This is a genomic window from Microbacterium sp. NPDC057944, assembly GCF_042887445.1.
Taxonomy (GTDB): Bacteria; Actinomycetota; Actinomycetes; order Actinomycetales; family Microbacteriaceae; genus Microbacterium; species Microbacterium natoriense.
Genome location: NZ_JBHVPJ010000001.1, coordinates 950,199 through 975,606 on the forward strand (window position 1 = coordinate 950,199; position 25,408 = coordinate 975,606).

Genomic DNA, 25,408 nt, shown 5'->3' on the forward strand with positions numbered 1-25,408 from the left:
TTCCCGAACACACAGAGAAAGAGGTATGAAGTGAAGAAGCTTCATCGCGCATCCATCGCGCTCGCCGCAGCGGCCGTCACGGCCCTGACCCTGGCGTCGTGCTCCCAGGGCGGAGGGGAGACGCCCGACGACTCCGGCGACGGCAAGCCGGTCTCGATCACGTTCCAGTCGTTCTCCGACCAGCCCGCCGCGATCCAGGCGACGAAGGAGATCGTCGACGCCTGGAACGAGGACAACCCCGACATCCAGGTCGAGATCGTGCAGGCCCCGACCGACAGCCTCGACGACAAGCTGACCACGCAGTTCGCCGGCGGCGTCGCCCCCGACATCATCCACTACGAGGTCCTCGGCATCGTGCCCTTCGCCCGAGACGGCTACGTCGCCGACCTGAGCGATCTGCTGAGCAAGAAGACCATCGACGACATCGACCCCGGCGTGCTGGAGTCGGTCACGGTCGACGACCAGATCATCGGCGCCCCCACGGAGCTGCAGACCTACGTCGTGTTCGCCAACAAGAAGTTGCTCGAAGCGGCGGGCGTGGAGATCCCGACCGGCGACTCGATGTCGTGGGACGAGCTGGCCGACATCGCCGCTGCGACCACGTCGGGCGACGTGCACGGCATCACGTGGGGGCTGAAGAGCCCGACGGCCGCGTTCATGAGCCTCGGCATGGGCTTCGGCTCGGAGTACTTCACCGGCAAGGGGGAGGACATGAAGGTCGCCGTCAAGGACGCCGACCTCGAGGTCCCGAACCGTGTGCGCGACATGATCGAGGCCGGCTCCGTCGACCCGATCGGCGTCACCCAGTCGGGCTCCGACGTGCTCGCCACGTTCTACGCCGGCAAGGCGGCGATGACCGTGCAGGGGTCGTACCAGGTCGCCAACATCGCCACGGACGCTCCGGCCGACATGGACTGGATCGTCCTGCCCCCGCTCGCCGGGTCCGAGGGGGCCGTCCAGGCGGCCAACCCGCAGACGCTCTCGATCAACATCGACTCGCCGCACCAGAAGCAGGCAGCGAAGTTCCTCGACTACTTCATGGAGACCGACAACCTCGTGAAGATGAACGTCGCCGACGGACTCATCCCGACCACGGTGTCGGCGCGCGAGGCGCTCGCGACGCAGACGGCCGATCAGAACGGCTGGCCCGAGATCGTGAAGTCGGCGGAGGGTCTGCAGGGGCCGGTGTTCCTGCAGGCGAACGGCTTCGTCCGCTGGAAGGACACGGTCGCGACCCCCGCGTTCCAGAAGTTCCTCGGCGGCGAGATCGACGACAAGGGCCTGGCGTCCGAGCTCGACGCCGGCTGGGCACAGGTCAACGGTTGACGACGAGCGGGGCGGATGCCGGGCATCCGCCCCGCTCCTATGAGAGGAATGGCATGAGCTGGATTCAGGAACGCACGGCGGCGGTTCTCGCAGGGTCGGCGATCGGAGACGCGCTGGGAGGAGCAGCCGAGGGCTTCAGCCCCGAGAAGATCAAGGAGCGCTACGGAGGGCGGATCGACGGGATCGTCCCGCCGTACCACCTTGACTGGCAGACCGCCCGGCCGGTGAGCCCGTACCACAAGGGCGACGGGCACATCACGGACGACACCCTCATGACGCAGGCGCTGATCCGCGTGTACGCGGAGCGCCGCGACCACATCGACGCGTTCGCCGTGGCGGAGCTGCTGGTGCCGCTGCTGCAGACCGAGATCCGCTGGATCCCCGAGCTGGAGCGGGAGTCGATCCTGCTGCAGCGCATCTTCCTCGCCGAGAAGTGGCTCGTCACCCGGCTGCAGTACGGCCATGTGGATCCGCGCGAGGCCGGCGTCGGCAACGTCGTCAACTGCGGGGCCGCGATGTACATGGCCCCGGTCGGCGTCGTCAACGCCGGCAACCCGCGGGCCGCGTACGCCGAGGCGATCGACATCGCCGGCGCCCATCAGTCCAGCTACGGCCGCGAGGCCGCGGGGGTCTTCGCGGCGGCGGTCGCGGCATCCGTCGCGGTGGGAGCGACCGTCGACTCGGTGATCGACGCCGCACTCGACGTGGCGCACGACGGCACGGCAGCGGCGATCCGCGCCGTGGTGGATGCTGCGCGCTCTCTCTCCGCCGACGCCACGGATGACGAGATCGGCGCCGCGCTCCGCGACGCGGTCCGCCCCTTCGACACGGTGGGCGACGCGTACCGCGAACCGCTCATGGACGCCAGAGTGCCCTCCCGCACGAAGTCGATCGAGGAGCTTCCCGTCGCCCTGGGCTTCCTCGTCGCCTACGACGGGGACTTCCTCCCCACGGTGCTCGGGGCGGTCAACTACGGTCGCGACTCCGACTCGATCGCCTCGATGGCGGGGAGCGTCGCAGCCGGCATCGGAGGGAACGCCGTCATCCCGGCCGACATGCTCGACACGATCGCGACGGCCAGCCGGGTCGACTTCGACGAGTACGCGACGCTTCTGTCGGACGTCGCCGTGGAGATCATGGAGAGGGACGTCGCCCGCGCCGAGGCCGACGTCCTGCGTGTCGCGGCGCTGCGGGCGGCATGATGCGCCTGACCTGGGCCCAGCCCGAAGACCTCGTGCCGCATGAGCTGGTGCAGGCGCGCGCCGAGGGCTCGGCGGTCGACGCGATCGCCGAGCGCTGGCACGCGGCGGGCGGCGCGCTCGACCCGGTCAGGGGAGGAGCGACCCCCGACGCGGCATCCGATGAGCTGCGCGCGCTCGCCCGCGCGCTGCTCGTGGAGCTCGACGCCCTCGCGGCGCCGGAGCCGAGCGCCTGGCCGGAGCTGCGCGCGCAGCTCGACGGCGTCCCCGCGCCCATCCCGGCGCCCGGCGCCGCCGTGCTGCTCGACAGGATCCACGGCGCGTGGGCGGGCAGATCGGCGGGGTGCCTGTGGGGCAAGCCCGTCGAGAAGATCCCGCGCCAAGGCATCGAGGAGATCCTGCGCTCCACCGGACGGTGGCCCCTCGTCGACTACTTCACCGCACAGGGCCTGCCGGACGAGGTCGCGGTCCGCTGGCCGTGGAACCGCCGCTCCGCCGTCAACTCCCTGGTCGAGAACATCGACGGGATGCCGGAGGACGACGATCTCAACTACCCGCTCCTCAACCTCCGGGTTCTGGAGACCGCCGGCCGGGGGTTCACGACGGACGACACCGCGCAGGCGTGGCTGGCCGACCTCCCCGCCGGACGCACCTTCACCGCCGAGCGCATCGCGTACCGCAACCTGCTCGACGGCTACCGCCCCGACGAGGCCGCGCGCGTGCGCAACCCGTTCCGCGAATGGATCGGCGCGCTCATCCGCACCGACGTGTACGGCTGGATCAACCCGGGCGACCTCGCCGAGGCGGCGCGCATGGCCTGGACCGACGCCCGGCTCAGCCACACGCGCAACGGTCTGTGGGGGGCGATGTGGGCGGCGGCGCTCACGTCGGCATCCCTCGTCGCCTCCTCGGTCGACGAGGTGCTCGACCTGGCCGCGACCGTCGTGCCCGCAGGCTCCGAGCTCGCCGGGGCCATCGCGCACGGGGCCGACCTCGGGCGGTCGGAGCTCGACGACGCCGCCGCGATCGACGTCCTGCACGCCGCCTACGGACACCTGCACTGGGTGCACACGATCAACAACGCCGCCACGATCGCCTTCGCCCTCGCGCGCAGCGGCGGCGACATCGCCCGGGGCGTGCCGCTCGCGGTCGTCACCGGGTGGGACACCGACTCGGCGGGGGCCACCGTCGGATCGGTCCTCGGCGGTCTCGCCGGATCCGCCCGCCTTCCCGGCCGCCTCATCGATCCCCTCCGCAACCGCATCGCGACGAGCCTCCCCGGGCTCGACGGGGTCGCGATCGACGACCTCGCCCGACGCACCGCAGCGCTGATCCCCGCGCGCTGAGCATTCCCGAAGAGACAAGGACAGTCATGACCCCTCCCACGCCCACCCTGCAGGACCGCGCGCGCGGTTCGCTCGCCGGGCTCGCCATCGGCGATGCGATCGGGCGACCGGTCGAAGGCTTCTCCGCCGCGGAGATCCAGGCCGCCCACGGACGTGTGACCGGCTACCTCGACCCGGAGCCCGCCGGCAGCGACGACACCGAGTACGCCCTCCTCACCGCCAAGACCATCCAGCGCGTGGGCGTCACGGCGACCGCCGACGACTTCGCGCAGACCTGGATCGACGACGTGCTCCCGCAGGCCGACGACTTCAAGGGCGGCGGGTTCAGCGAGATGGCGGCGATCGACAACCTGCGCCGCGGCATCCGGCCTCCGCTCAGCGGCGACACCATGCACGGCTGGAGCGACGGCCTCGCGATGCGGGTCAGCCCGCTCGGCATCGTCGCCGACGGGGATGCCGCGCTCGCGCAGCGCCTCGCCGAAGCGGACGGCGCCGTGAGCCACACCACCGAGGGCATCTGGGCGGGAGTGGTCGTCGCCGTCGCCGTGACCACCGCGCTCACGGGGGCCGACGCGGCCGCCTGCTACGAGGCCGGCCTCGCCGCGATCCCCGCCGACAGCTGGACGGCCCGCAACCTCCGCGACGCGCGTGACCTCGTGAACTCCGGTCTCGACGACGACGCGCTGGCCCTCGCGCTCCACGACCGCCTCGCCGTGGTCGACTACTTCTGGGCCGACCTCGCCCCGGAGGCCGTCGGCCTGGCGATGGCGTCGGTCCTGCACGCCAGGGGGCGCGCAGCCGACAGCATCCTCTTCGCGGTCAACATGGGCCGCGATGCCGACACGACCGCGGCCATCGCCGGCTGCATCGGCGGGGCGATCTCCGGGATCGGCGATCTGCCCGACGAGTGGGTGGCGGGGCTCCGTCCTGTCGCCGGTTCGTGCATCCGCTCGATGGCGGGGATCCATCCGCTGGATGCCGCCGACACCCTGACCCGCATCGTCGAGGAGGCGCGCGCATGACCACCCCCCTGATCGACCTGTTCACCCGGGGCATCGTCGCCGGGGAGTCGGCGTCCTCCATGAACGCGGACTTCCGCGTCTACGCCCTTCCCCCCAAGCGCGTGAACCGCGTGCGGATCCTGGCGAAGCTGGGCGACGAGGACCGCACCACCACCGTGCCCCGCCCCTTCACCCACGCCGCCCCTCCGACCACGCTGCACCCCGGCGCGGGTGAGAACGTCGAGTGGTTCGCGTTCTCCGCCCGTCAGCACGCCAGGGGTCTCGGCCTCACCGAGTGGCGGCATCTCGCCGAGATCGAGGAGGACCCCGCCTCAGGGTTCCGCGCCCGCATCGGCACGAAGCTCGCGCTGCAGAACCTCCGCCACGGAGCCGTTCCCCCGCAGTCCGGGCACGACAACGCGCACTACTTCGACGACATCGCCACCGTGCGCGCGCTCGCTGCGGTCGCCGTGCACCGCGGGAACGGTGCGGTCGACGCGGCGGAGGCGGATGCCGCCATCACGCACTCGCTCGACGGCGTCTGGTGCGCCCGCGCATCCGCCGTCCTGTTCGAGTCGCTGCTCGACGGGGCCTCGGCAGCGGATGCCGTCGCCCTCGCGGTCGACGAGCTGCCCGCGGACACCTGGAGCCGGCGCATGGCCGAGACGTCGCTGCGCATCGCGGGGGAGGCGAACGGTCCCCTCGATCGGGCGCGACGCCTGAGCACCGAGGTCGGCGACTGGGTCTACAGCTACCCGATCGCGGCACCGGAGACCTTCGGCTTCCTGCTCGCCCACGTCGCGACCGCGACCGACGCCGACGACCTCCTGCTCGGCGCGCTCGCACAGCCGCGCAACGCCGCATCGCTGCCAGCACTGACGGGAGCGGCGGCGGCCGTGCTGTTCGGCGAGGAGTGGATCCCCGCGGGGCTCGATGCCGACGGCATCCGGCTCACGGGTCTGGGGATCCCCGACCTGGCGGGGCTCACCGTCGCGGAGGCCATCGCGCGATGACCCTGTGCTCGGGAGGATCGGGGGCGTCGACGTGGGAGTGATCGTGCTCGGCAGCGCCAACCACGACACCTCGGTGTCGATGCCGCGGATCCCCGCCCCGGGCGAGACGATCCTCGCCACCGGGGCGGCGAGCGGCCCCGGTGGCAAGGGGCTGAACCAGGCGGTCGCCGCCGCCCGTTCTGGAGCCGCGACCACGTTCGTCGGAGCCGTGGGCGACGACGAGGCCGGTGAGCGACTCCGCGGAGTGCTCATCGACGAGGGGGTGCGCGTGGGGCTCGGCACATCCGACCGGCCGACGGGCACGGCGTTCGTCATGGTCGCCGACGACGGCGAGAACGCGATCGTGGTCGTCGCCGGGGCCAACGGCGACGGCGCTGCGATCACCGCGGAGGCGGCATCCGCTCTCGCGTCGGCGCGCTCGGGCGACCTCGTCCTCGCGCAGCTGGAGGTGCCGCTCGACGCTGTGCTGTCGGCGTTCCGCTCGGCGAAGGAGCGCGGGGCGACGACCGTTCTCAACGCCGCGCCCAGCAGGCCACTCTCAGAAGATCAGCTGGCGCTCGTGGATGTGCTGATCGTGAACCAGCACGAGTGCCTCGATCTCGCGGGCGCGCCGGTCGGCGGGGCCGCGGATGCCGCGGGGGCACCGGTCGTAGGGGTGACTGATGACGCGGGGGCCTCGGTCGAGGGGGTCGCGGATGACGCGGGGGCACCAGTCGAGGGGGCGGCTGATGACGCGGGGGCGCCGGTAGTAGGGGTGACTGATGACGCGGTCGCCGATGCCGCACGCTTCCTCGCCGCACGGGTCGGGACCGTCGTCGTGACACTCGGAGCGGCTGGCGCGCTCGTTCTCTCCGCGGGCGAGGAGACGCGGATCCCCGCATTCCCGGTCACCGCCGTCGACACGACCGCCGCGGGCGACACGTTCTGCGGGGCGCTCGCCTCCCGCCTCGCGGCAGGAGACGCCCTCACAGCGGCTGTGCCGTTCGCCTCGGCCGCGGCGGCCCTGTGCGTGCAGCGGCCCGGGGCCGCGGCATCCGCTCCCCGCCTCGACGAGATCACGGAACTGCTAGCGACCCGCGCCTGATGCGCCCGGCGCGGCGTTCACAACTCCTCAAGAATTGCGCGTTTCCGGCTCGCTCGGGCCCGGATCGGCCCGGACGGCTCTGTTCTTGAGGAGTTGTGAACCGATGGGGCCGCCGCACGCGGCTCGAGACGCCGCCGCACCGGCCCGTGCGTCTCGGGACACACCGGCCCGAGACGCACGAAGGGCCGGAGCGTGCGCCCTGGCCCTTCGCTGTCGGCATCCGCTCAGAGCGGCGCGACGATGTCCTGCTTCACGTCCCACTCGGTGACGACGGTGACCGACTCGATCGACTGGCCGCTGACGTCGGCGGTGCCGGTGGTCGCCAGCGGGGCGAAGTCCTTCGTGAGCTCCAGCACGATCGACGAGGCGACGCCCTGCGTCTCGATCGTCCCGGAGAGGAGGAACACCTTCTGGCCCAGGCGCTCGCCCGTGCCCGTGACCGTGAAGTCGCCCGCGAGGAGCGTGGCGATGGCGGTGGGGCTCGATGCGGCGGCGGCCGTCGCGCCCATGCTGAGTCCGGCGATGATCGGGTCGCTGGACGTGGAGTCCGCGACCTGCCAGGCGCCGGTCGCCGACTTCACCCAGGCGTCGGAGCCGATCACGATGACCGAGCCCATCGGCGTGGTCGACTCGAGGGCCTTCTCCGAGGGGTTGTATCTGCCGGTGGTCTCCATGCCCATGACCGTCGAAGTGGCGGCGTATCCCGCGATGGACGAGGTGGCGTCGGCGATGCAGCCGCCGAGCGCGGCGCCGTCGATCTTCGCGCCCTCCGTGAGCTCGGGGCAGCCGGTCGTCGGCGCCTCCGCCTCCTGCGAGGCGCTCGCAGACGGCTTCGCGTCGGCGGGCTTGTCCGTGGCCCCTGCGGAGCATCCGGTGAGCATGACGGCGGCGGCGAGAACCACGCCGACCCCCCACTTGTTGACGCGCATGGCGTCCCCCCTCTGGTCGCGGCCGGTGGCGTTCACCGGCACGCATCCAGCATGCCAAGTCGCCCGGAAGGGCTGTGGACGCGACTCCGAGCCGCATCAGGTAGACTGTGCAGGTTGTCTGCCCTCAGGCATCCATTCGGATGCACGGGCGGTCGACGTGCTACACACCCTCCTGCTTCCGGGAAAGTCCCGGAAGCCGTTCTAGTCCGAAGGAGGTGGGTAAGTGACGCACCAGTACGAACTCATGGTCATTCTGACCCCCGAGATCGATGAGCGCACGGTCGCCCCGACGCTCGACAAGTTCCTGAAGGTCATCACCAACGATGGTGGCTCGATTGAAAAGGTCGACATCTGGGGCAAGCGCCGTCTCGCTTACGAGATCCAGAAGAAGAACGAAGGCATCTACGCCGTCGTCAACTTCACCGCTACCAGCGAGGCCACGCAGGAGCTCGACCGTCAGCTCAAGCTGAACGAGTCGATCATGCGCACCAAGGTGCTGCGTGCCGAGGAAGCTCAGGCGATGGTCGCTTCCGAGGCGAAGCTCACCGAGGAGAAGGCTGCTCGCAAGGCGGCCAAGGCTGCGAAGGCCTAAGTCTCATGGCCGGCGAAACAGTCATCACCGTGGTGGGCAACCTCACGGCCGACCCCGAGCTGCGGTACACGCAGAACGGACTGCCGGTGGCGAACTTCACCATCGCATCGACGCCTCGGAACTTCGACCGCGCCGCGAACGAGTGGAAGGACGGCGAAGCGCTGTTCCTCCGCGCGTCCGTGTGGCGTGAGTTCGCCGAGCACGTGGCGGGTTCTCTGACCAAGGGCATGCGGGTCATCGCGACCGGCCGTCTGCGTCAGCGCTCCTACCAGGACCGCGAGGGCAACCAGCGCACCGCGATCGAGCTGGAGGTCGACGAGATCGGCCCCTCGCTCCGTTACGCGACTGCTCAGGTCACCCGTGCGGCGTCGAACGGCGGCGGCCAGGGTGGCGGTCAGGGTGGCGGGCAGTCCCGCCCCGCGCAGCAGGTGTCGGAGGAGCCGTGGTCCACGCCCGGCTCGTCGACCAGCGCAGATGCGTGGAGCACCCCGGGCAGCTTCGGCGACGACACCCCGTTCTGATCAAGGATCTCCGGATGCTTCGGCATCCGTCTCATAACTAAGGAAAAACTATGGCTGGAAAGTCGAGCGGCGACCGCCGCAAGCCGCGGAAGGGTGGCAAGCCCACCGCTCCCGCGAAGTCGATCCGGGTCGGCGTCATTGACTACAAGGACGTCGCCACGCTTCGCAAGTTCATCTCGGAGCGTGGAAAGATCCGCGCCCGTCGTATCACCGGTGTCTCCGTGCAGGAGCAGCGTCTGATCGCTCGCGCGATCAAGAACGCTCGCGAGATGGCTCTCCTGCCCTACGCCGGCGCTGGCCGCTAAGGGGTACGGATATGGCAAAGCTGATTCTCACGAACGAGGTCGCCGGGCTCGGAAGCGCCGGTGACGTGGTCGAGGTCAAGAACGGGTACGCCCGCAACTACCTCATCCCCCAGGGCTTCGCTACGGCGTGGACCCGCGGTGGCGAAAAGCAGGTCGCTTCGATCCAGGCTGCTCGTCAGGCTCGCGCGATCCACGACCGCGACGAGGCCGTGGCCCTGAAGAACTCCCTCGAGGGCACCAAGGTCCGTCTCGCCGTCAAGGCGGGCGCCGAGGGTCGCCTCTTCGGTTCGGTCAAGACCGCCGATGTCGCCGACGCTGTCGCGGCTGCCGGTCTCGGTTCGATCGACAAGCGCAAGGTGCACATCACGTCGACCATCAAGTCGACCGGTGAGCACGAGGCCACGGTTCGTCTGCACGACGACGTGACCGCTGTCATCACGCTGCAGGTCGTCGCCGCCAAGTAAGGCGCGACGTCTGTCGGACGCCCCCTGTCCTCCGGGACAGGGGGCGTTCTGCGTACCGGGGAAGCCGCACGACGGCGGGTGGCGGATGCCGTCGGCATCCGTCCTGAGGGCATGGCGGATGCCCCGTGGTGAGGGCCACGGGGCATCCGCTGTATCGCGTGGGGCGCCGCAGGCTGCGGGCGAGTGAGGGGCTCCTATCCCGAAGTCTCTCATCGGCGCACCCACGCTCCCGACGCGAGCGGCATCTCCTCCCCCGAGGATGACCGCTCCGCCGGGGGTATGGTCACGCCGTCGCGAGACGACGGCGTGAGAGTCCAGCGCCGAGGAGGAGCAGGAGAGCGGCGACCGCGGCGAGCCCGAGCGCCGGGGACCCTCCGGTGGTGGCGAGCGCGTCAGCGCCCGTCGCGGTCGCGGCGGCTCCGTGCCCGCTCGTCGCGGGACTCGTGACCGGGTTGGTGCCGGGGGTGGTGCCCGGGTTCGTCCCCGGGTTGGTGCCGGGGTTCGTCCCCGGGTTGGTGCCGGGGTTCGTTCCCGGGTTCGTTCCCGGGGTGGTCACCGTGCTCTCGCCGATCACGGCGATGGCGTTGCCGCCGATCGTGATCGGGAGACTGATCGGCAGCGCGAGCTGTGTCCCGCCGAGGATCGAGCCCGCTCCGGTGGTCAGAACCCCGCCGAGGACCGGTGAGGTGGCGGGTGCGGGAGCGCCGGGTGTCCCGGTGACTCGGCTGGTGCCGAGGGCCGAGATGGCGTTGCCGAGCACCGACACCGGTGCGGTCACCGGGGCGACGACCTGGCTGCCGCCCAGGATCGACTCGCTGCCGGAGGTGCCGGCAGCGACGGCCGGTGCGGATGCCGCCGGCGCGGACGCCGGTGCGCCCGTGACCGAGCTCGTGCCGAGCACGGACACCGCGTTGCCGAGCACCGACACGGGAGCGGTGACGGGTGCCACTGCCTGTGTGCCGCTGCCGAGCCCGTCGGAGCCGTCGGTGGATGCCGTGGCCGGTGCTGCGGGGGCCGGCGCCGGTGCTGCGGCGGAGGGACCCGTGACGCCGCTGGTGCCGAGCACCGAGATGGCGTTGCCCGACACAGTGATCGGGGCGTTGACCTGGAGCAGCGCCTGCGTGCCCGAGAGCACGCCGTCGTCGCCACTGGTCTGGACGGACGGCACCCCGGCCGTCGGCGGGGCCTGGGGAGCCCCTGTCTGGGGAACTGCGGCCGGGGTGCTGGTCGAGGACGTGCCGAGAACGCTGACGGCGTTGTTCTGCACGGTGACAGGGAGGTTCACGGTGACCACTGCCTGGCTGCCTGAGGCTGCGCCGGATGCGCCGCTCGTCTCCGCCGCAGGGGCGGGGGCTGGCGCAGGGGCCGCAGGGGCGGGTGCCTGGGTGGAGGAGGAACCGAGGAGGGAGATCGCGTTGCCCGCGACCGTGATCGGGGCCGAGATCGGCGCGACCACCTGGGTGCCGGAGAGGATGCCGTCGTCTCCGTCGGTCTCGGCCGCATTGGCGACCGAGGCGCCGAGCAGGGTGATCCCGCCGGCGATCAGCGTGCCCCAGAGGGCGCGCTTCATGAATGTGCGCATGATTGAGCTCCTGACTGAGCTGGGTGTCGAAAGATGGGATGCGCGCGGGATTTGGGGTGCGCGCGCAGCACGTCATCTGCCGTCCTCACAGAGGAGGGCGGCTCGACAGGGCGTCAGTCAGGGGAGACGTCGGTGTCGGCGACCGGAGACGCCGGCAGAGCGTCGTCGGGTGCGCCGGAATCCTGCTCCACAGCACGGAGCAGGGGGATGCCGTCGTCGCTGATGCGAGCGGCGGCAGCCGCTGAGCCTCCGCCGGAGCCGGCGGAGGAAGACGGGGAGACCGGCGCGCCGGGCGGCGCGGATGCCGGGTCGTTCGACGGCGACGGGGCGCCGTTCTGCGGGCCTGCGGGGGCGCCGGCCGACGAGGGGACGCCAGGGATGCCGCGGAGGCCTCCGCGGTCCTGTGCGGACGCGGGGGCGATGCCGGTCGCCGTGGCGAGGGCGGCGTCGACGGTTGCCGCGGACTCACCGGGCTGGGCGGACGAGCCGGCGTCCGTGCCGCCGGGGGTTCCCGGGGTGCCGGGTTCGCCGGGGATCACGGGGGTCTGCGGCTCGAGAGCCTCGAGGACCGGCGGGATCGTCCCCTCGACGATCCCGCCGACGAGTCCGGTCGTGTCGTCGACGACGCCCGCGACGTCATCCACGACCCGAGGCACGCCGAGGTCGTCGACCAGGTCGCCGACGATCGGAAGGCCGGTCACGGCATCCACGATCGGCTTCGTGATCGTGGAGACCGGAGCGCCCGTGAGAACGCCGGTGACGGGGGCGACGACCGCCTGTGCGGTATCGGTGACCGTCTTGACGACCGGTGCGGCGACGGGGCCGACGACCGGGACCTGAGCGACGGTCTGCGTGACGGTGCTGACCACCGCGGGGACCGCCTGCTGCACGGGGGCGACCACGGCGGTGACGACGGGGGCCACGACCTGCGTGACGACGGGAGCGACCGGGGCGGTCACGGTGCTCACCGTGTTGCTGACGAGTCCGGTGAGTCCGTCGAGCGGACCCCCGTCCTGCTCGTCGGCGTGGGCTGCGCTGCCACCGGTGAGGATCGTGAGGGCGGCCCATGCGAGCACACCGAATCCAGCCCAGATGACGCCGGCTGGTATGCCGCGTCGGGTGGCCCGAGCGTCCACGTTCCACCTCCCCCTCTGAAGGCAAACGCACCGTCGACGCGGTTGCGTCGATGCGCTGACGATACACCCGCTCCGTCCACGTGTCCACCGGCATTCCGGTGCACTGCCGGGGCCCGGCATCCTGCGACGCGCCCGAACCGCGGTCTGGCTTGACTTTCCCCAGGTTCTGCACATGTGAAGCTCTGTGACCACAACCTTCAATCCCCGCTTGAACCCGATTCTCATCCACAGGGTGGGGAAACTGGGAATCCCAGGTCAAGGCAAAAAACTAAAGAGGGAATCTCGGTACTCCACCGGGTTATCCACATGCGTTCTGCACAGACACTCCGAGTTTCTCCGCATCCTTTCCACATAGTTATCCACAGGCTGTGTTGCACCCTGTTTCGGGCGTGAATAGCGTGGACGAGCGACCCGATGTCAGAGGGTCCTGGTTTGCTGTGCACCTGGCCCCACGGAGCCGGATCACACGTGGCACCGCCTGTCGAGACGGAGCAGCCGCACGCACGTTTCGTCGCATCGAAGGGAGCACTGTGTCGATCGCCGACATCTCGGAGGAGCGCCTCGGCGGAGGGCGTCCACACGAGCGCACGCCCCCGCACGACCTCCTCGCCGAGCAGAGCGCGCTGGGCGGCATGCTGCTCTCGAAAGACGCCGTCGCCGACGTGATCGAGACGCTCAAGGGCGCCGACTTCTACGTGCCGAAGCACGAGCTGATCTTCGAAGCGATCCTCTCGCTCTACTCGCACGGCGAGCCGACCGACGTCGTCGCCGTCACCGACGAGCTCATCAAGACCGGTGAGCTCGGCCGCGCCGGCGGCGCCGACTACCTGCACACGCTCACCTCGATCGTGCCGACCGCGGCCAACGCCGGCTACTACGCCGGCATCGTCTCGGAGCGTGCGATCCTCCGCCGCCTCGTCGACGCGGGCACGCGCATCGTGCAGCTCGGCTACGCCGGAGAGGGCGATGCGACCGACATCGTCAACAACGCCCAGGCCGAGATCTACTCGATCACGGGTTCGGAGACGGCCGAAGACTACGTGCCGCTGCAGATCGCGGTCGACGCGGCGCTCGAGGAGATCGAGGCCGCCAGCGGTCGAGACGGATCGATGACCGGTGTGCCGACCGGGTTCAGGGAGCTCGACGAGCTCACGAACGGTCTGCACGGCGGCCAGATGATCGTCGTCGCGGCCCGACCCGCCATGGGTAAGTCGACGCTCGCGCTCGACTTCGCGCGCTCGGCATCCATCGGCCACAACCTGCCCTCCGTCTTCTTCTCCCTCGAGATGGGCAAGAGTGAGATCGCCATGCGTCTGCTCAGCGCCGAGGGGGCCATCCCGCTGCAGAACATGCGCAAGGGAAATCTCGACCCGCGCGACTGGACGACGGTCGCCGCGACCCGTGGCCGCATCAACGACGCGCCGCTCTACATCGACGACAGCCCGAACATGACTCTGGTCGAGATCCGGGCCAAGTGCCGTCGACTCAAGCAGCGCGAGGGTCTGCGCATGGTGATCATCGACTACCTCCAGCTGATGACCTCGGGCAAGCGCGTCGAGTCGCGCCAGCAGGAGGTCTCGGAGTTCTCCCGAAGCCTCAAGCTCATCGCCAAGGAGCTCCAGGTTCCCGTCATCGCCCTGTCGCAACTGAACCGTGGTCCCGAGCAGCGGCAGGACAAGAAGCCCGCCATCAGCGACCTGCGCGAGTCGGGATCGATCGAGCAGGATGCCGACATGGTGATCCTGCTGCACCGCGACTCCGTCTACGACAAGGACGTGCGCCCCGGCGAGGCCGACCTCATCGTCGCCAAGCACCGCAACGGCCCGACCGCGACGATCACCGTGGCCTTCCAGGGCCACTACTCGCGCTTCGCCGACATGGCGCCCGGCGGGGACTTCAACTAGGCGCAGCCCGACGGGGTGCGCCCTATCTCGAAGCAGCTCGTGCCTGGATACAGGCCGCGACAAGTGTCGGTTGGTTACGGTGGATATCGGGGGCGTGGACCGCGGCTTCCGCGAGTTGCTCCGACGAACTGATTGAGGTCATCGTGCCTGAGCCCACCGAACAGACCCGGATCACATCGATTCGGCGCCGTCGCCGGATCATCGGCGTATCGGTTGGTGCTGCGGTGCTCGTGGTCCTCCTCTTGGGCTGGCTCAGACTGACTCTCGGGCCGCCGCCCGGGTACTCCACCAACGTGTCGATCGCCCTGCGATACGTCGCGGACGACGGCCGCACCTACTCCTGCACGTACGACTACAGCACGCCTGACGACATCCCCATGCCCGCATCCGTCGCCCGGCAGATGAACGAGAAGGACTGGTCAGAGACCGGCCAACTCATGTACGAGTGGACCAGGGCCCATCCCACTGATTCCGCACGGAGTGAACTCGCGCCCGATGACCCTCGCGCGGATCCAGTGGCGTCGTGGTCGGCCGCCATGGACACATTCATCGTGTTCCCTCCCATGCCGGTGCTCAGATCGGAAGCGCGCGACGGCAGCAACTGCGAAGAAGGACTGCGGTAAGCCGTCCCTTCGGATCTCGTGCGTGGAAGCGTTCTGGAGAGCGACGTTCGGCGTGTCAGAGGATCTCGCCGTCCTTCGCTCCACCAGCTCATCTGCCGCATCCGGTGCGAACATGGAAGCGTGCTCTCACCACAATCGCTCAGCGAGACCGATCGGCGGTTGGTCGCGGCGTGGGCCGCGGACTGCGCAGAGCGGGTTCTCTCCTCCTTCGAGAACGACGCGCCGGGGGATGATCGCCCTCGCGATGCGATCGCGAGAGCGCGCGCGTACGCGCGAGGAGACCTCGACTCTGCGGGCGAGATCCGCCGCCGCTTCGTTGCGGGTCGTGCGGCGGCGTCGGTGTCGGCACCCGGAGCGATTGCCGCCGCGCGTGCAGCGGCACAGGCCTCGGGCGTTGCCCACATGGGCGCTCACGCGCTGGGGGCGGCCGCGTACGCGGTGAAGGCGGTGAGCATCGACCGCCCCGATGGCGTCGCCGCGGAGATCGACTGGCAGGTGGCGCACATGAGCGCCGACGTTCGAGCGGCACTGCTCCTCCTGCCACCGGTCGGTGAGGACTCGGCCGGTCCCCTGGTCGCCGGGGGGCTCTTGGCCCGAGGCATCCTCGGGACGACGATCCGAGCGCTGCAAGACCGGATCGCCGCGGGCCCACCCTGAGGCGAAGCGTCTGATTGGTATACGCGAGCAGACGAGGAAGGCTGGGGACGCCGACGCGGAAGATCGGGGGTCCCCGTGTCGGCTGAGTGGGTGTCGTCTCGTTGCCTGGGGCGATGTCGCGAGTCGAACGGTCGGCACCCACCGCCCTACGGGTTGACCTGCAGAATCGCGTGCTGCTCTCTCACGAGCGACTCCGCGGTGTCGGTGCGCCGGTTGAGGATCGCCTCCCTGAGCGAGGCGCAGTTGGCGCGCAACAGCGGCACGGCCGAGGCGTCGATCCTGGTGCGCTGAAGGTTCCTGCGGAGCGCGAATGACGTCTCGCGCATCATCGCGTGCTGCAGCGGGTTGTCGGCCTTCAGCGAGAGGAACGAATAGAGCTCTTCACGGGCACCGGAGGACGCGATCGGATCGGGGAGGGCGGGCGGCAGACGGTCAACCAGTGCCGCGGCGAGGAGCAGGTCGTCGGCGCTCATCCGATCCACGGCTATGCGGGTCACGAGACCGGCCTGGAGTCCTGCGAACAGCAGCGACTGCTCCACGAGATCGTCGGTCACCTCGGTGACCCTGGTGAAGCGGCCCGCAGACATCTCGACCATCCCGATCCGCTCCAGGCGCTGCAGAGCCTCACGCACGGGCACGCGCGAGACGTACATGCGCGCGGCGAGTTCCATGTCGCGAAGTCGGGTGCCGGCCGCGAGCTCGCCGCTGATGATCTCCTCGGCCAGAGTGACGAAGATCGTCTCCGCGAGCAGCGGCTTCGGCGGGGGATGCGAGGACGGGACTGGCTGATCATGCGACTATCGACGCTCTCTCATGCGGGGGTGGACGGGGAGGGCCTGTGGAACAGTGTCTCCCAGTTCCCTGACCCCCACCGCGGCGGCGTGGGCGTGCGATCGACGCGGCGGCACCCGCCGGCGACCGACCCCTCACGGGATGATGCGCTGATCGCGCAGGTCCTGGAAGATGCGCAGGAACATGGCCTCGGTCTCGACGTACTCGTGGAAACCGGCCCGGCGTGACTTGGAGGTGTCGGCGATCACGTCGTAGTCCCAGCCGAAGACGAAGTCGCCGAACTGCCAGGACGACACGTCGCTGTACGGGGTGGGAAGCAACCCGTGGCGCTCGACCATCGAGTCCCAGAGATCCGACTTGTCGGCCATGATCTCGCTGAGGCTCATCGGAAGAGGCGGCGCCGTGTCCAGGTCGAAGAACGCCGCGATCTTCGGCCACATGGTCGACCAGCGGTAGATGTCGCCGTTCGTGATGTTGTACGCCTGGTTCCGGCTCTCGGGGTTCGTGGCCGCCCACGTGGTCGCCTTGGCCAGAAGGTCGGCATCCGTCATCTCGATCAGGCTGGTGCACGCAGCGGGCTTGCCGGGGAACCGCAGAGGGATGCCGAGCTCCTTGCTGATAGAGGCGTAGACCGCGATCACCATCGCGAGGTTCATCGGGTTCCCGAGGCCCACTCCGGCGACGACCGAGGGGCGCAGCGCCGACCACGACCACGAGGCGCCCTCCTGTCGTCGCTCGAGGAACTGCTGCTGATCGACGTTGAACTCCGGCGGCATGTGGGGAGGGTCGTCTTCCTTGGCGGGGGTCGCGAAGGGCCCGAGATGAGCGCCGTAGACCTTGTAGCCCTGCATGAGGCTGATGTGCTCGAGCCGACGGGCTGTGGGTTCGATGGCGTCGACGACGTTCGTCAGCATCGCGAGGTTGGGCGGGACGAGCCCGGCCCCGGTCGGGCGATCCTGATACGCGGCGTAGAACACGTGCGTGACATCGGTCAGCGTCGAGAGCTTCGCGACGGTGTCTTCGCGGTCGAGCAGGTCCACGGCGATGTGCTGCACCGCCCCGGCATCCGCACCTCCCCTTCGTGACAGACCGATGACCCGCCACCCTCCCTCGCGTTCCAGGTGGGAGATCAGGTTCCCTCCGATCACTCCCCGCGCACCCACAACCATCGCGACCCTGTCCATGACGCTCCCATCGTTAAATCGTATTTTTACGATCTATGTCTAGCATGCATCGGTAAATCGCGATACTGCAATATGCTTGGGGAATGGATGACGGAGATGCGAGCGGCGAGCTGATCGTGGCCTTCAAGGCGCTCGGGCATCCGACGCGTCTGGCGATCCTCGGTTGGCTGAAGGACCCGGGTTCGTTCCCTCCGCAGGATCAACCCGCCGAAGACGTCGGGGTGTGCCTGAAGCACATCCAGGCGCGTGCGAACGTCTCCCAGTCGACGGCCTCGCAGTTCATGGCCACCCTGCAGCGTGCGAACCTCGTCACCTGCACCAGGGTCGGCCAGTGGTCGCACTATCGGCGCAACGAGGAGCAGATCACTCGTCTCGGCGCACTCGTGGGCACTGCGGTCTGACCCTCCGGCCCGAGCACCGCGGCCGGTGTGATCCATCGCTGCCGAGACGGTCCGGTGGGACTACGAGACCGGTACTCGCGCACGATGTGCGGACGTGACGTCGCGATCGACGATGGGAGCTCACCCTTCGTACGACAGGAAGCAGATCGTGAATCTCAAGGCCCGCTTGACCCGCACCGCCGCCGCGCTCATCGCCGGCATCGCTATCGCATCCGTCGCCCTCGTCGGATGCTCGACCCCTGGCGCCTCGGCGCCCTCCACCAGCGCCGACGCACCCCAGCCCGACGCTTTCGACGCGGCGACCGTCAAGAAGCTCGACGCGATCATCGAGGATGCCGTGACGACGCAGAAGCTGCCAGGCGCGATCGTCGCCGTCTGGAGTCCTGAAGGCGACTACGTCACGGCCGCCGGATACGCCGACGTCGACAAGAAGACGACGCTCACGACAGATGTCAATCACCGCATCGGCAGCGTCACCAAGACGTTCACGGTCACGGCGCTGCTGCGCCTCGTCGATGCCGGTGAAGCCTCACTCGACGACCCGATCTCGACGTACGTCGATGGCGTCCCCGAGGGCGACCGCATCACTCTCCGCCACCTCGCCGGTATGCGATCCGGCCTGGCCGACTACTCGCAGAACGAGGAGTGGCAGATGTCACTGCTCGAGGATCCGCGTCAGCCGGTCACCCCTCAGTCTCTTCTCGACGTGGTGCAGGACGAGCCACTGCACTTCGAGCCCGGTTCGCAGGTCGAGTATGTGAACACGAACACCATCCTCATCGGACTCGCGATCGAGAAGATCACGGGTCAGCCCCTTGCGGACGTCGTGAAGTCCGAGGTGACCGATCCGCTGGGAATGGGCCACACGTTCCTGCCGACGGGCAACGAGTTCCCGTCGCCGCATGCGGAGGGGTACACGAACCAGACGCTCGACGGCGCTGCCACCACGGCGACCGACTGGAACCCGTCTTGGGGGTGGGCTGCGGGCGCGATGATCTCGACGCTCGATGATCTGAAGATCTGGGTGCCCGCACTCGCCAAGGGCGAGCTCCTCTCGCCGGAGATCCAGAAGGAACGACTCGATGTCACGCCGATGGCGCCGGGCGCCGAGGATGCCGGATACGGACTCGGCATCTTCAAGATCAACGGATGGATCGGCCACAACGGGAGCCTGCCGGGCTACAAGACCGTCACGATCTACCTGCCCGAGAAGGAGATGACACTCGTCGTAATGGTGAACTCGGACATCGAGGATGAGAAGTCCAACCTTGTCAGCGCGCTCATGACCCCGCTGACCGAACTGCTCACACCGGACAACGTGTACAACTGACCCCGGGATCAGCGGCCGAGGAGCCGGAGGGTCGTGTGTCCTGCGGCTCTCCGGCCCCGGTGGCTCGAGTCCGCCCGCGGATTCTCGCTCCCGCCTACGGGCGCTCGACCCTCCCGCGCCTCCAGGCACGGGCGGGTCGAACCGCCTCGGCCCGCCTCCGAGCGGCCTGCTATCGTGCGGATGGCCGCTCGGCGAGAGACCGCGGTGCCGTGAGCCCTGAGGAGGACTTCCGTGAGCCCTGATCTGTTCCAGATCGTCCTGTGGGGAACGACCGGACTGCTGCTGGCGGGTCTGTGCACGTTCTGGTGGCGGCAGGAGGTCCGCGAGCGCCGAGACGCAGAGCTGGTGAAGCGCTGGCGGAAGGGCACGGTGTGGAGCGCCGACACCTCCGCCAGGGTCGTCCGCGTCGCCCGGGTGGAGCCCGGGCGTGCGTGGCTCGACGGAGATCATGAGATCGAGGTGACCCTGCCCGACCACGTGGCGGGCCTCGACATCGGGTGGTATCTCCACGTCACGGGATGGGTCCCCGCGGCGCGCGCTGCGTCGAAGGGCGAACACGTCACGCTCGATGCCGACCACGTGCTCGACGCGTTCCCTCCCCACACTCCCGCGCTCGACGATCGCCTGGCGGGCAGAGGAGAGCGCAGGCCGGGATTCTTCAGCCGGGTGCTCGGACTGCGCGGGATGTAGGCGGCATCCCGCGCTCAGGCGCAGATCGCGTGCCGTGCCGCGACGGCGGATTCGCGCTCCTCCAGAAGACGGCGGAAGTTCGCCTTGGCGCGCTGCGCGAGCGACGAGATCGCGGATGCCGGTCGGTCGAGTCGCACTTCGAGATCTCTCGGCTTGGCCCCCTCGATGTGCATGGCGGTCAGGACGATGCGCTGATCGTCGGGAAGCAGACTCAGGATCTCGTGGACCGCCGCGACGTCGCGCTCCAGATCGATCTCGGTCAGGCGGGGGTCGTTGTCGGCGGCACGCTCCCACGACGAATCCAGGTTCCAGGTGCGCGAGCGGGGGGAGCGGAGCTCATCCGTCACGCGGTTCCGCATCGCACGCGCGAGATAGGCGGCCAGATGGGTGCGCGGGCCGGTGCCGCGAACCCAGAGCGCCAGCACGGAGACGATGGCTTCCGACAGGAGGTCGTCGGCATCCATCACGTTCCCGGCGATCCGGCGCGCCATGGCGGTGAGCATCCGCAGGTTCTGGGCGAAGTACTCGCCGGCGGCGGCGCGATCTCCGTCGGCGGCCGCCGCGATGAGCGCCGCGTTGGATTCGGCGACGGCTTCGGTGGACGGGGTGGGCGCGGGCAGCGCGAGAGTGTCGAGGGGCGACGGCACAGGGGTCTCCGGGGAGGCGGGCGCACGGAGGCGGCAAGGGTATGGGGGGCGAAGAGCGAGAGGCGCGCAGGCCTTCGGGGGCGCGAGCGCAGAACGTCCTCATAAGAAGAGACGATGCAGCGCGGATTGTGTTACACGAATCCTCCGTCACAGTTGCATAACGGTGTATCGGTGGGGGTCGGGTTTCGCGATCTCCGACAGATTCCAGGCCTCGTCTCGTTCTCTTCTTCGGAACAATCTCTGTCTTCTGGGGGCAGAGCATCGCACGCTGGGGAGAACACACGATGATTCGCACTATTCGGCGACGCGGCATTCTGCTGCTCGCACCCGCTCTCGCTCTGACGGGACTGCTGACGCTCACGGCCACGTCCGCACAGGCGGCGACGACCACCGTCACCGACTGGGCCACTCTGGATGCCGCCTTCGACGCCGCCGCTGACGGCGACGTGATCGTCCTCGGCGCCGACATCGACGCGAGCGGCACAGCCGATTACCTCGGCGTCCCGTCAGGTGCAGGCATCACCCTCGACCTGAACGGACACTCGCTCACCCTGGCTCCCTTGACGGGGCCGGGTCTCCACGTCGGAAGCACCTCGACGCTCACCGTCGACGACTCCGTCGGCACCGGGCGCCTCGAGGCGGTCGGCAGCGCGAACCCCGCCGACCCGTGGCCCTACTTTCCGGGAATCGGCAGTGACACGACCGATCTGACCGCCGGCGCGTTGACGATCCGCGGAGGCGAGGTGATCGTGCGCGGAGGGCAGTACGCCGCCGGCTTCGGCGGGTCGCGATTCGTCGGCGGCGGAGCGCTGACCATGACGGGCGGCTCTCTCACGGCTCAGAGCGGCACGTTCGCCTCGGCGGCAGGCGCCGGCTACCTCGTGTCGAACGACTCCTACACGGGGTCGGTCACGGTCGTCGGAGCCGAGGATGCGACGGGGCTCCCGACCGTCGCCGGCAGCGGCAGCGTCGACACCGAGCCCTCGCCGGTGACCTACACGTCACCCACCACCGGCGTCCTCGTCACCGGGCACGCGAACAGCGCCGTCCCCGACCAGGGCGCCCTCGTCCTCGCCTTCCACTACCGCGTGACCTTCGCCTACGCCGACGGGACCACCGCCGACTCGACGCAGATCGTCGACTGGGGCAAGACGCCTCTCGTGCCCGTCGACCCGGTGCGTCCCGGTTACACGTTCGCGGGCTGGGCGTCGTCGGTGCCCGGCGTGACGCCGGCGGACCACGTCACCGCTCCCGTGACGTTCACGGCGCAGTGGGTGGCCGCGCCCGTCGACGTGGTGTTCGACCCGGCCAACGGTGACGCGACGACGTCGCAGAGCGTCGCACCCGGTCAGACGCCGGTCGTGCCGGCCGATCCGGTGCGCGCGGGCTACACGTTCGCGGGCTGGGCATCGTCTATCCCCGGCACGACGCCGACCGACCCCGTGACGGTCGCGGTGACCTTCACCGCGCAGTGGACCGCCGTCCCCGTGATCCCCGACACGCCCGACACGGGCGGGACGACGGGTGGGGCGACCGTCGGGAAGACGCCGACCGGGAGCGCCACCCTGGCGATCACCGGCGGTCAGGTGCCGTCGCTGTGGGCGCTGATCGGGGTGCCGCTCGTGCTGGGCGGCATCGCCCTGCTCGTCCGCACTCGTCGCCGGGCGGGTTCCGCGACGTCCTGATCACGGCATCCTTCGCTGAGGTCCCGCAGACGTCCTGACGGCGTCGGCGGGACCTCTCTCGTCTTCCACCCGCCGGGGTCGGCCACGAGATGCCGGTCAGGGCCCGGCGGTGGGGGAGCGCTAACGCGGGCACGTCTCCGGTCGGGGGATGCCGTGGATCTGCGCCCACTGCGCCTGCAGCTCCCCGCCGAACTGGGGCTCCGGGCCGGTCAGCTCCGGTGTGCATCCCGAGGTGCTGAACCCGCCGATCACCTGACCGGGAACGGCGGTGAGGGTGACCGTGTAGGGCTCCTCGCTCGGTGCCGCGGCCTCGAGTACGGCGCGGATCGCGGGCCACCCCGAGGTCTCTATGAGCGCCCGATCTGGCGGGATGCTCGGAGCCATCCCAGTCGGGATCCGGAACCGGAGCCGCGGCTCAGACCCCGTGAACGCATCGACGGTGAACGCGAGCTCGTGGTCGGGGTCGTTCGCGGCGAACGCGAGGTAGGACGGGTCGAAGGCGCGGAGCGTCGCGCCCAGCGATGCGGAGGCGGGGGATTCGACGGTGGAATCGTCGCCGATCGCCAGAACAAGGCCGTCCGTGCGCGTCTGCATCGCGAACTCGTCGAGGAGATTCGCCTGGGCGGCGGGCGAGAGCCCCGCATTCGGCACACGGATGGTGCGTCGGTCGCCTGCCGATGCCGAGATCGGCATCCCCCGTTGCGCCCGGGTGAGCCACTCCTCGACGAAGGCCACCCCGGTGGGCGGAGTGCCGGGGGCGAGGGAGAACGACGCATCCGCATTGGTCGTGAGCGACAGCAACAGCGACGTCGCCCGCGAGCCGCTGATCTCGTACTCGTCGAATCCGCCGTCCTTCGACGACAGCCACGCGGTCATGATGCGGTGTGCCTCCTGGGCCGTCACGCCTGCCTTGAGCTCGATGCTCGTGTCTCTCGAGATTCCCGCGTCGAATCCGCCGTCATCCACCGTGCAGGATGCAGAGGCGACACCGGGAAGCGGTTGGAGGACCTCGCAGGTCGCCGTCGCCGCGCGTTCCGCCTCGGAGACGTCCAGGGGCGAAGAGCAACCCGCGAGGGAGACGGCCACCACCACGATGGCGAGGGCCGCCCACACACGAGAACGCATACGGCGATACTTCCATGAGGTGAGCGGCGCCGCGGTTCGCACCGCCTGAGCCGTGCCGTTCAGGCGACGACGGCATCGCGCTCTGCTCAGGGGTCGACGACCTCGAAGATCCCCCCGCCTCCGCGCGGCCAGTCCGGGCCACGGGTGGGATCAAGGACATCGACCCACGCGCCGGCCCCAGGGCCGGAGTACCAATCGGCGTCGATGACGGAGAAGGCGAAGGGGTACCAGCCGTCGGCGAGCATCCTGATCCGGCGGGTCGCGTGACCGGTCGCATCCAGAGTGATGGTCGCATCGGTCTGGGGTGTGGATGCCCAGATCGTCCCGTTCGGCGGCCCGGTGAGGGAGATGACGATCCCGGTGGTCCGGGCTTCTTCGAGGGGTATCGGCCCCTCGATCTGCTCGAACCCCTGCACTGTCGGAGTCTGCACGGTGATCGTCCCGGTCGTCGCGAGCGACTGTTCGGTGGGGGTGAACGCCCACACGGCGTAGTCGTACACGGCAGCGTCGAACGCGAGAGGTCGGGTGTCGAAGGTCCACGATCCGTCCGGTGCGACATCGACCGCGTACCGCTGCGAGGCGAACTCGATCGCGACGGAGTTCCCGGGAGTCGTGCGGCCGGTGATCATGGGGGCGAGGTACGCCGTGACATCGGGTGAGGAGGTGAGGCCAGGGGTCAGCGTCGGCGTCCCTCCGGGGCCGGGGCCGGTGCCGGGACCGGGGACCTCGGGGCCGGCGGGCTGAGGCGCCGCGGGAACGTACTGTGAGACCGGGTCCGTGCGGAAGTCGACGAGCGGAACGTTCGGGTCCGAGTTCCAGCGCCCGAGTCGCGGCGGCGGCGGCACGGTCGTCACGGGGGTGGAGGTGGGTGTGGTGCCGGTCTGACCGAGCGACGCCCCCTCGGGCGTCGGTGTCGTGACCGGTACCTGCACGTTCGTGTCGGCGAGGGCCGGTGCATCGATGTCCGCGGGCTGGAGGAAGAAGGAGCCGAGCAGGATGCCGCCGACGGCCAGCACGCCGACACCGCCGGCGAGCAGGCTGGCGATGCCGACGCCGGCTCCCGTGAGGAGGATGCTGGCGGCCACCGCCGTGCCGGGAGCGAGTGCGCTCGTCGCGGGCAGCGCGACGCCGAGTGCGCCGAACCCTGCGGCGGAGAGAGTGACGCCCTGCAGCCGCCGCGCGTCGGTGCGCAGGCTCACGAGCAGGTCGCTGCACATGTCGCACGACTCGAGGTGCGTCGTGATCTCGCGTGCGAGGAGCTCGTCGTCGGGCTCGGAGAGGTGCCGGGGGAGGAGGCGCGCGGCGTGGGTCTCATCCTCGCGCAGCAGGACGGGCACCTGTCGCGTCAGCCACTGGAGTTTCAGCCCGGATCGCGCCCGGCGGTGGAGCGCTGAGACCGCGTTCGGCTTGATGCCGAGCTCGCGGGCGATCTCCGGCCTCGCGACGTCTGCGACCTCCGACAGCCAGAGCACTTTTTGCCAGCGCTCGGGCAGCTCCTGGAAGGCTCCGAGCAGCTCGTTGGCGTTGGACTCCCGCTCGACCAGGCTCAGCGCGTCGCGGAAGTCGACCGCATCCGCCTCCACGGTGTCGTCGAACCTGCTCGCCTCCTTGCGCCAGCGGATCGCAGTGTTGCGGATGACGGCCTTGAGATAGGAGCGGAAGGCGAAGTCGGGGCCGGCGCCCGTGCTCGTGATCTGCTGGTAGATCGCGAGGAAGGATTCGGAGGCGAGATCCTCGGCGCGGGAAGGGAGCATCCGACGGGCGTATCGCAGGGCCGCGCCGATGTGGCGCTCCCAGAGGACCACGTAGGCGTCGCGCTCGCCGTCCCGCAGCTCTCGGAGCAGCTCGGCGTCGCTCCGGGGGTCTTCCATG

General features: G+C 69.8%; 25 protein-coding genes. 17 read left to right on the forward strand and 8 right to left on the reverse strand.

All coding sequences use genetic code 11. The features are described from left to right. The first annotated feature begins 30 nt into the window (after window positions 1-30). The 6 genes from ACFVRO_RS04250 to ACFVRO_RS04275 are packed head-to-tail and all read left to right on the forward strand — an operon-like array spanning window position 31 to window position 6,969. Window positions 31-1,326: an ABC transporter substrate-binding protein gene (locus ACFVRO_RS04250; protein WP_105676766.1), complete on the forward strand. Its 1,296-nt coding sequence runs from the start codon at window positions 31-33 to the stop codon at window positions 1,324-1,326. Between the two features lie 53 nt (window positions 1,327-1,379). Beyond that, entirely contained in the window at window positions 1,380-2,528 is a 1,149-nt protein-coding gene (locus ACFVRO_RS04255) for an ADP-ribosylglycohydrolase family protein (RefSeq protein WP_386949611.1), read from the forward strand. Then, window positions 2,525-3,871, forward strand: coding sequence for an ADP-ribosylglycohydrolase family protein (locus ACFVRO_RS04260; RefSeq protein WP_386949614.1), 1,347 nt, complete (start codon window positions 2,525-2,527; stop codon window positions 3,869-3,871). The genes ACFVRO_RS04255 and ACFVRO_RS04260 overlap by 4 nt, the downstream gene beginning before the upstream one ends. 26 nt (window positions 3,872-3,897) lie before the next feature. After that, window positions 3,898-4,893: an ADP-ribosylglycohydrolase family protein gene (locus tag ACFVRO_RS04265; RefSeq protein WP_223585511.1), complete on the forward strand. Its 996-nt coding sequence runs from the start codon at window positions 3,898-3,900 to the stop codon at window positions 4,891-4,893. Beyond that, window positions 4,890-5,885: an ADP-ribosylglycohydrolase family protein gene (locus tag ACFVRO_RS04270; RefSeq protein WP_386949617.1), complete on the forward strand. Its 996-nt coding sequence runs from the start codon at window positions 4,890-4,892 to the stop codon at window positions 5,883-5,885. Before ACFVRO_RS04265 ends, ACFVRO_RS04270 begins: the two co-directional genes overlap by 4 nt. A 31-nt stretch (window positions 5,886-5,916) precedes the next feature. Beyond that, window positions 5,917-6,969, forward strand: a complete 1,053-nt coding sequence (locus ACFVRO_RS04275; RefSeq protein ID WP_386949618.1) for a ribokinase — start codon at window positions 5,917-5,919, stop codon at window positions 6,967-6,969. A 224-nt stretch (window positions 6,970-7,193) separates the two neighbouring features. On the opposite strand, the gene ACFVRO_RS04280 is transcribed toward ACFVRO_RS04275, so the two are convergent. Next, entirely contained in the window at window positions 7,194-7,898 is a 705-nt protein-coding gene (locus ACFVRO_RS04280; protein WP_386949620.1) for a hypothetical protein, read from the reverse strand. A 223-nt stretch (window positions 7,899-8,121) separates the two neighbouring features. Here ACFVRO_RS04280 and rpsF point away from each other — a divergent pair, with 223 nt between their 5' ends. Genes rpsF through rplI form a run of 4 tightly spaced genes read left to right on the forward strand, consistent with a single transcriptional unit; the run spans window position 8,122 to window position 9,780 of the window. Then, window positions 8,122-8,490 carry a 30S ribosomal protein S6 gene (gene rpsF / locus ACFVRO_RS04285; protein ID WP_386949623.1) on the forward strand — a complete coding sequence of 123 codons (369 nt, stop codon included), beginning with the start codon at window positions 8,122-8,124 and terminating at the stop codon, window positions 8,488-8,490. 5 nt (window positions 8,491-8,495) lie between these two features. Then, window positions 8,496-9,011, forward strand: coding sequence for a single-stranded DNA-binding protein (locus tag ACFVRO_RS04290; RefSeq protein WP_105676774.1), 516 nt, complete (start codon window positions 8,496-8,498; stop codon window positions 9,009-9,011). A 50-nt stretch (window positions 9,012-9,061) separates the two neighbouring features. Beyond that, window positions 9,062-9,316, forward strand: coding sequence for a 30S ribosomal protein S18 (gene rpsR, locus ACFVRO_RS04295; RefSeq protein ID WP_045257356.1), 255 nt, complete (start codon window positions 9,062-9,064; stop codon window positions 9,314-9,316). An 11-nt stretch (window positions 9,317-9,327) separates the two neighbouring features. Continuing rightward, the gene (gene rplI / locus ACFVRO_RS04300; RefSeq protein ID WP_105676775.1) at window positions 9,328-9,780 is read left to right on the forward strand and encodes a 50S ribosomal protein L9; all 453 of its coding nucleotides are present in this window, start codon (window positions 9,328-9,330) and stop codon (window positions 9,778-9,780) included. Window positions 9,781-10,063: 283 nt separating this feature from the next. On the opposite strand, the gene ACFVRO_RS04305 is transcribed toward rplI, so the two are convergent. Beyond that, complete coding sequence (locus ACFVRO_RS04305; RefSeq protein ID WP_386949626.1) at window positions 10,064-11,362, reverse strand: chaplin family protein; 1,299 nt, start codon at window positions 11,360-11,362, stop codon at window positions 10,064-10,066. 113 nt (window positions 11,363-11,475) lie between these two features. Continuing rightward, on the reverse strand, window positions 11,476-12,498 hold the full coding sequence (locus ACFVRO_RS04310) for a hypothetical protein (RefSeq protein ID WP_386949629.1): 1,023 nt from the start codon (window positions 12,496-12,498) through the stop codon (window positions 11,476-11,478). A 530-nt stretch (window positions 12,499-13,028) separates the two neighbouring features. Between ACFVRO_RS04310 and dnaB the strand changes: the two genes are divergently transcribed. The 3 genes from dnaB (at window position 13,029) to ACFVRO_RS04325 (ending at window position 15,682) form a co-directional block, all read left to right on the forward strand. Beyond that, window positions 13,029-14,402, forward strand: a complete 1,374-nt coding sequence (gene dnaB / locus ACFVRO_RS04315; protein ID WP_105676779.1) for a replicative DNA helicase — start codon at window positions 13,029-13,031, stop codon at window positions 14,400-14,402. Between the two features lie 143 nt (window positions 14,403-14,545). Further along, window positions 14,546-15,025, forward strand: a complete 480-nt coding sequence (locus tag ACFVRO_RS04320; RefSeq protein ID WP_386949632.1) for a hypothetical protein — start codon at window positions 14,546-14,548, stop codon at window positions 15,023-15,025. Window positions 15,026-15,145: 120 nt separating this feature from the next. After that, entirely contained in the window at window positions 15,146-15,682 is a 537-nt protein-coding gene (locus tag ACFVRO_RS04325) for a putative immunity protein (protein WP_386949635.1), read from the forward strand. Between the two features lie 146 nt (window positions 15,683-15,828). Here ACFVRO_RS04325 and ACFVRO_RS04330 read toward each other — a convergent pair whose 3' ends face one another. Together ACFVRO_RS04330 and ACFVRO_RS04335 are read right to left on the reverse strand one after the other, a co-directional pair. Beyond that, the gene (locus ACFVRO_RS04330) at window positions 15,829-16,434 is read right to left on the reverse strand and encodes a GntR family transcriptional regulator (protein ID WP_386951589.1); all 606 of its coding nucleotides are present in this window, start codon (window positions 16,432-16,434) and stop codon (window positions 15,829-15,831) included. A 174-nt stretch (window positions 16,435-16,608) separates the two neighbouring features. Then, window positions 16,609-17,658, reverse strand: a complete 1,050-nt coding sequence (locus tag ACFVRO_RS04335) for an SDR family oxidoreductase (protein ID WP_386949637.1) — start codon at window positions 17,656-17,658, stop codon at window positions 16,609-16,611. 83 nt (window positions 17,659-17,741) lie between these two features. Here ACFVRO_RS04335 and ACFVRO_RS04340 point away from each other — a divergent pair, with 83 nt between their 5' ends. The 3 genes from ACFVRO_RS04340 (at window position 17,742) to ACFVRO_RS04350 (ending at window position 20,079) form a co-directional block, all read left to right on the forward strand. Next, on the forward strand, window positions 17,742-18,059 hold the full coding sequence (locus ACFVRO_RS04340) for an ArsR/SmtB family transcription factor (RefSeq protein WP_386949640.1): 318 nt from the start codon (window positions 17,742-17,744) through the stop codon (window positions 18,057-18,059). Between the two features lie 148 nt (window positions 18,060-18,207). Further along, window positions 18,208-19,389, forward strand: coding sequence for a serine hydrolase domain-containing protein (locus ACFVRO_RS04345; RefSeq protein WP_386949642.1), 1,182 nt, complete (start codon window positions 18,208-18,210; stop codon window positions 19,387-19,389). Between the two features lie 231 nt (window positions 19,390-19,620). Continuing rightward, complete coding sequence (locus ACFVRO_RS04350; RefSeq protein ID WP_386949644.1) at window positions 19,621-20,079, forward strand: hypothetical protein; 459 nt, start codon at window positions 19,621-19,623, stop codon at window positions 20,077-20,079. Between the two features lie 14 nt (window positions 20,080-20,093). Here the strand turns inward: ACFVRO_RS04350 and ACFVRO_RS04355 are convergent, their stop codons facing one another. Beyond that, complete coding sequence (locus ACFVRO_RS04355; RefSeq protein WP_386949645.1) at window positions 20,094-20,726, reverse strand: RNA polymerase sigma factor; 633 nt, start codon at window positions 20,724-20,726, stop codon at window positions 20,094-20,096. Window positions 20,727-21,010: 284 nt separating this feature from the next. Between ACFVRO_RS04355 and ACFVRO_RS04360 the strand changes: the two genes are divergently transcribed. Then, the gene (locus tag ACFVRO_RS04360) at window positions 21,011-22,411 is read left to right on the forward strand and encodes an InlB B-repeat-containing protein (protein WP_386949648.1); all 1,401 of its coding nucleotides are present in this window, start codon (window positions 21,011-21,013) and stop codon (window positions 22,409-22,411) included. Between the two features lie 120 nt (window positions 22,412-22,531). On the opposite strand, the gene ACFVRO_RS04365 is transcribed toward ACFVRO_RS04360, so the two are convergent. Together ACFVRO_RS04365 and ACFVRO_RS04370 are read right to left on the reverse strand one after the other, a co-directional pair. After that, entirely contained in the window at window positions 22,532-23,536 is a 1,005-nt protein-coding gene (locus ACFVRO_RS04365; RefSeq protein WP_386949650.1) for a hypothetical protein, read from the reverse strand. An 86-nt stretch (window positions 23,537-23,622) separates the two neighbouring features. Continuing rightward, window positions 23,623-25,407 carry an RNA polymerase sigma factor gene (locus tag ACFVRO_RS04370; protein ID WP_386949653.1) on the reverse strand — a complete coding sequence of 595 codons (1,785 nt, stop codon included), beginning with the start codon at window positions 25,405-25,407 and terminating at the stop codon, window positions 23,623-23,625. Between the last annotated feature and the right edge of the window lies 1 nt (window position 25,408).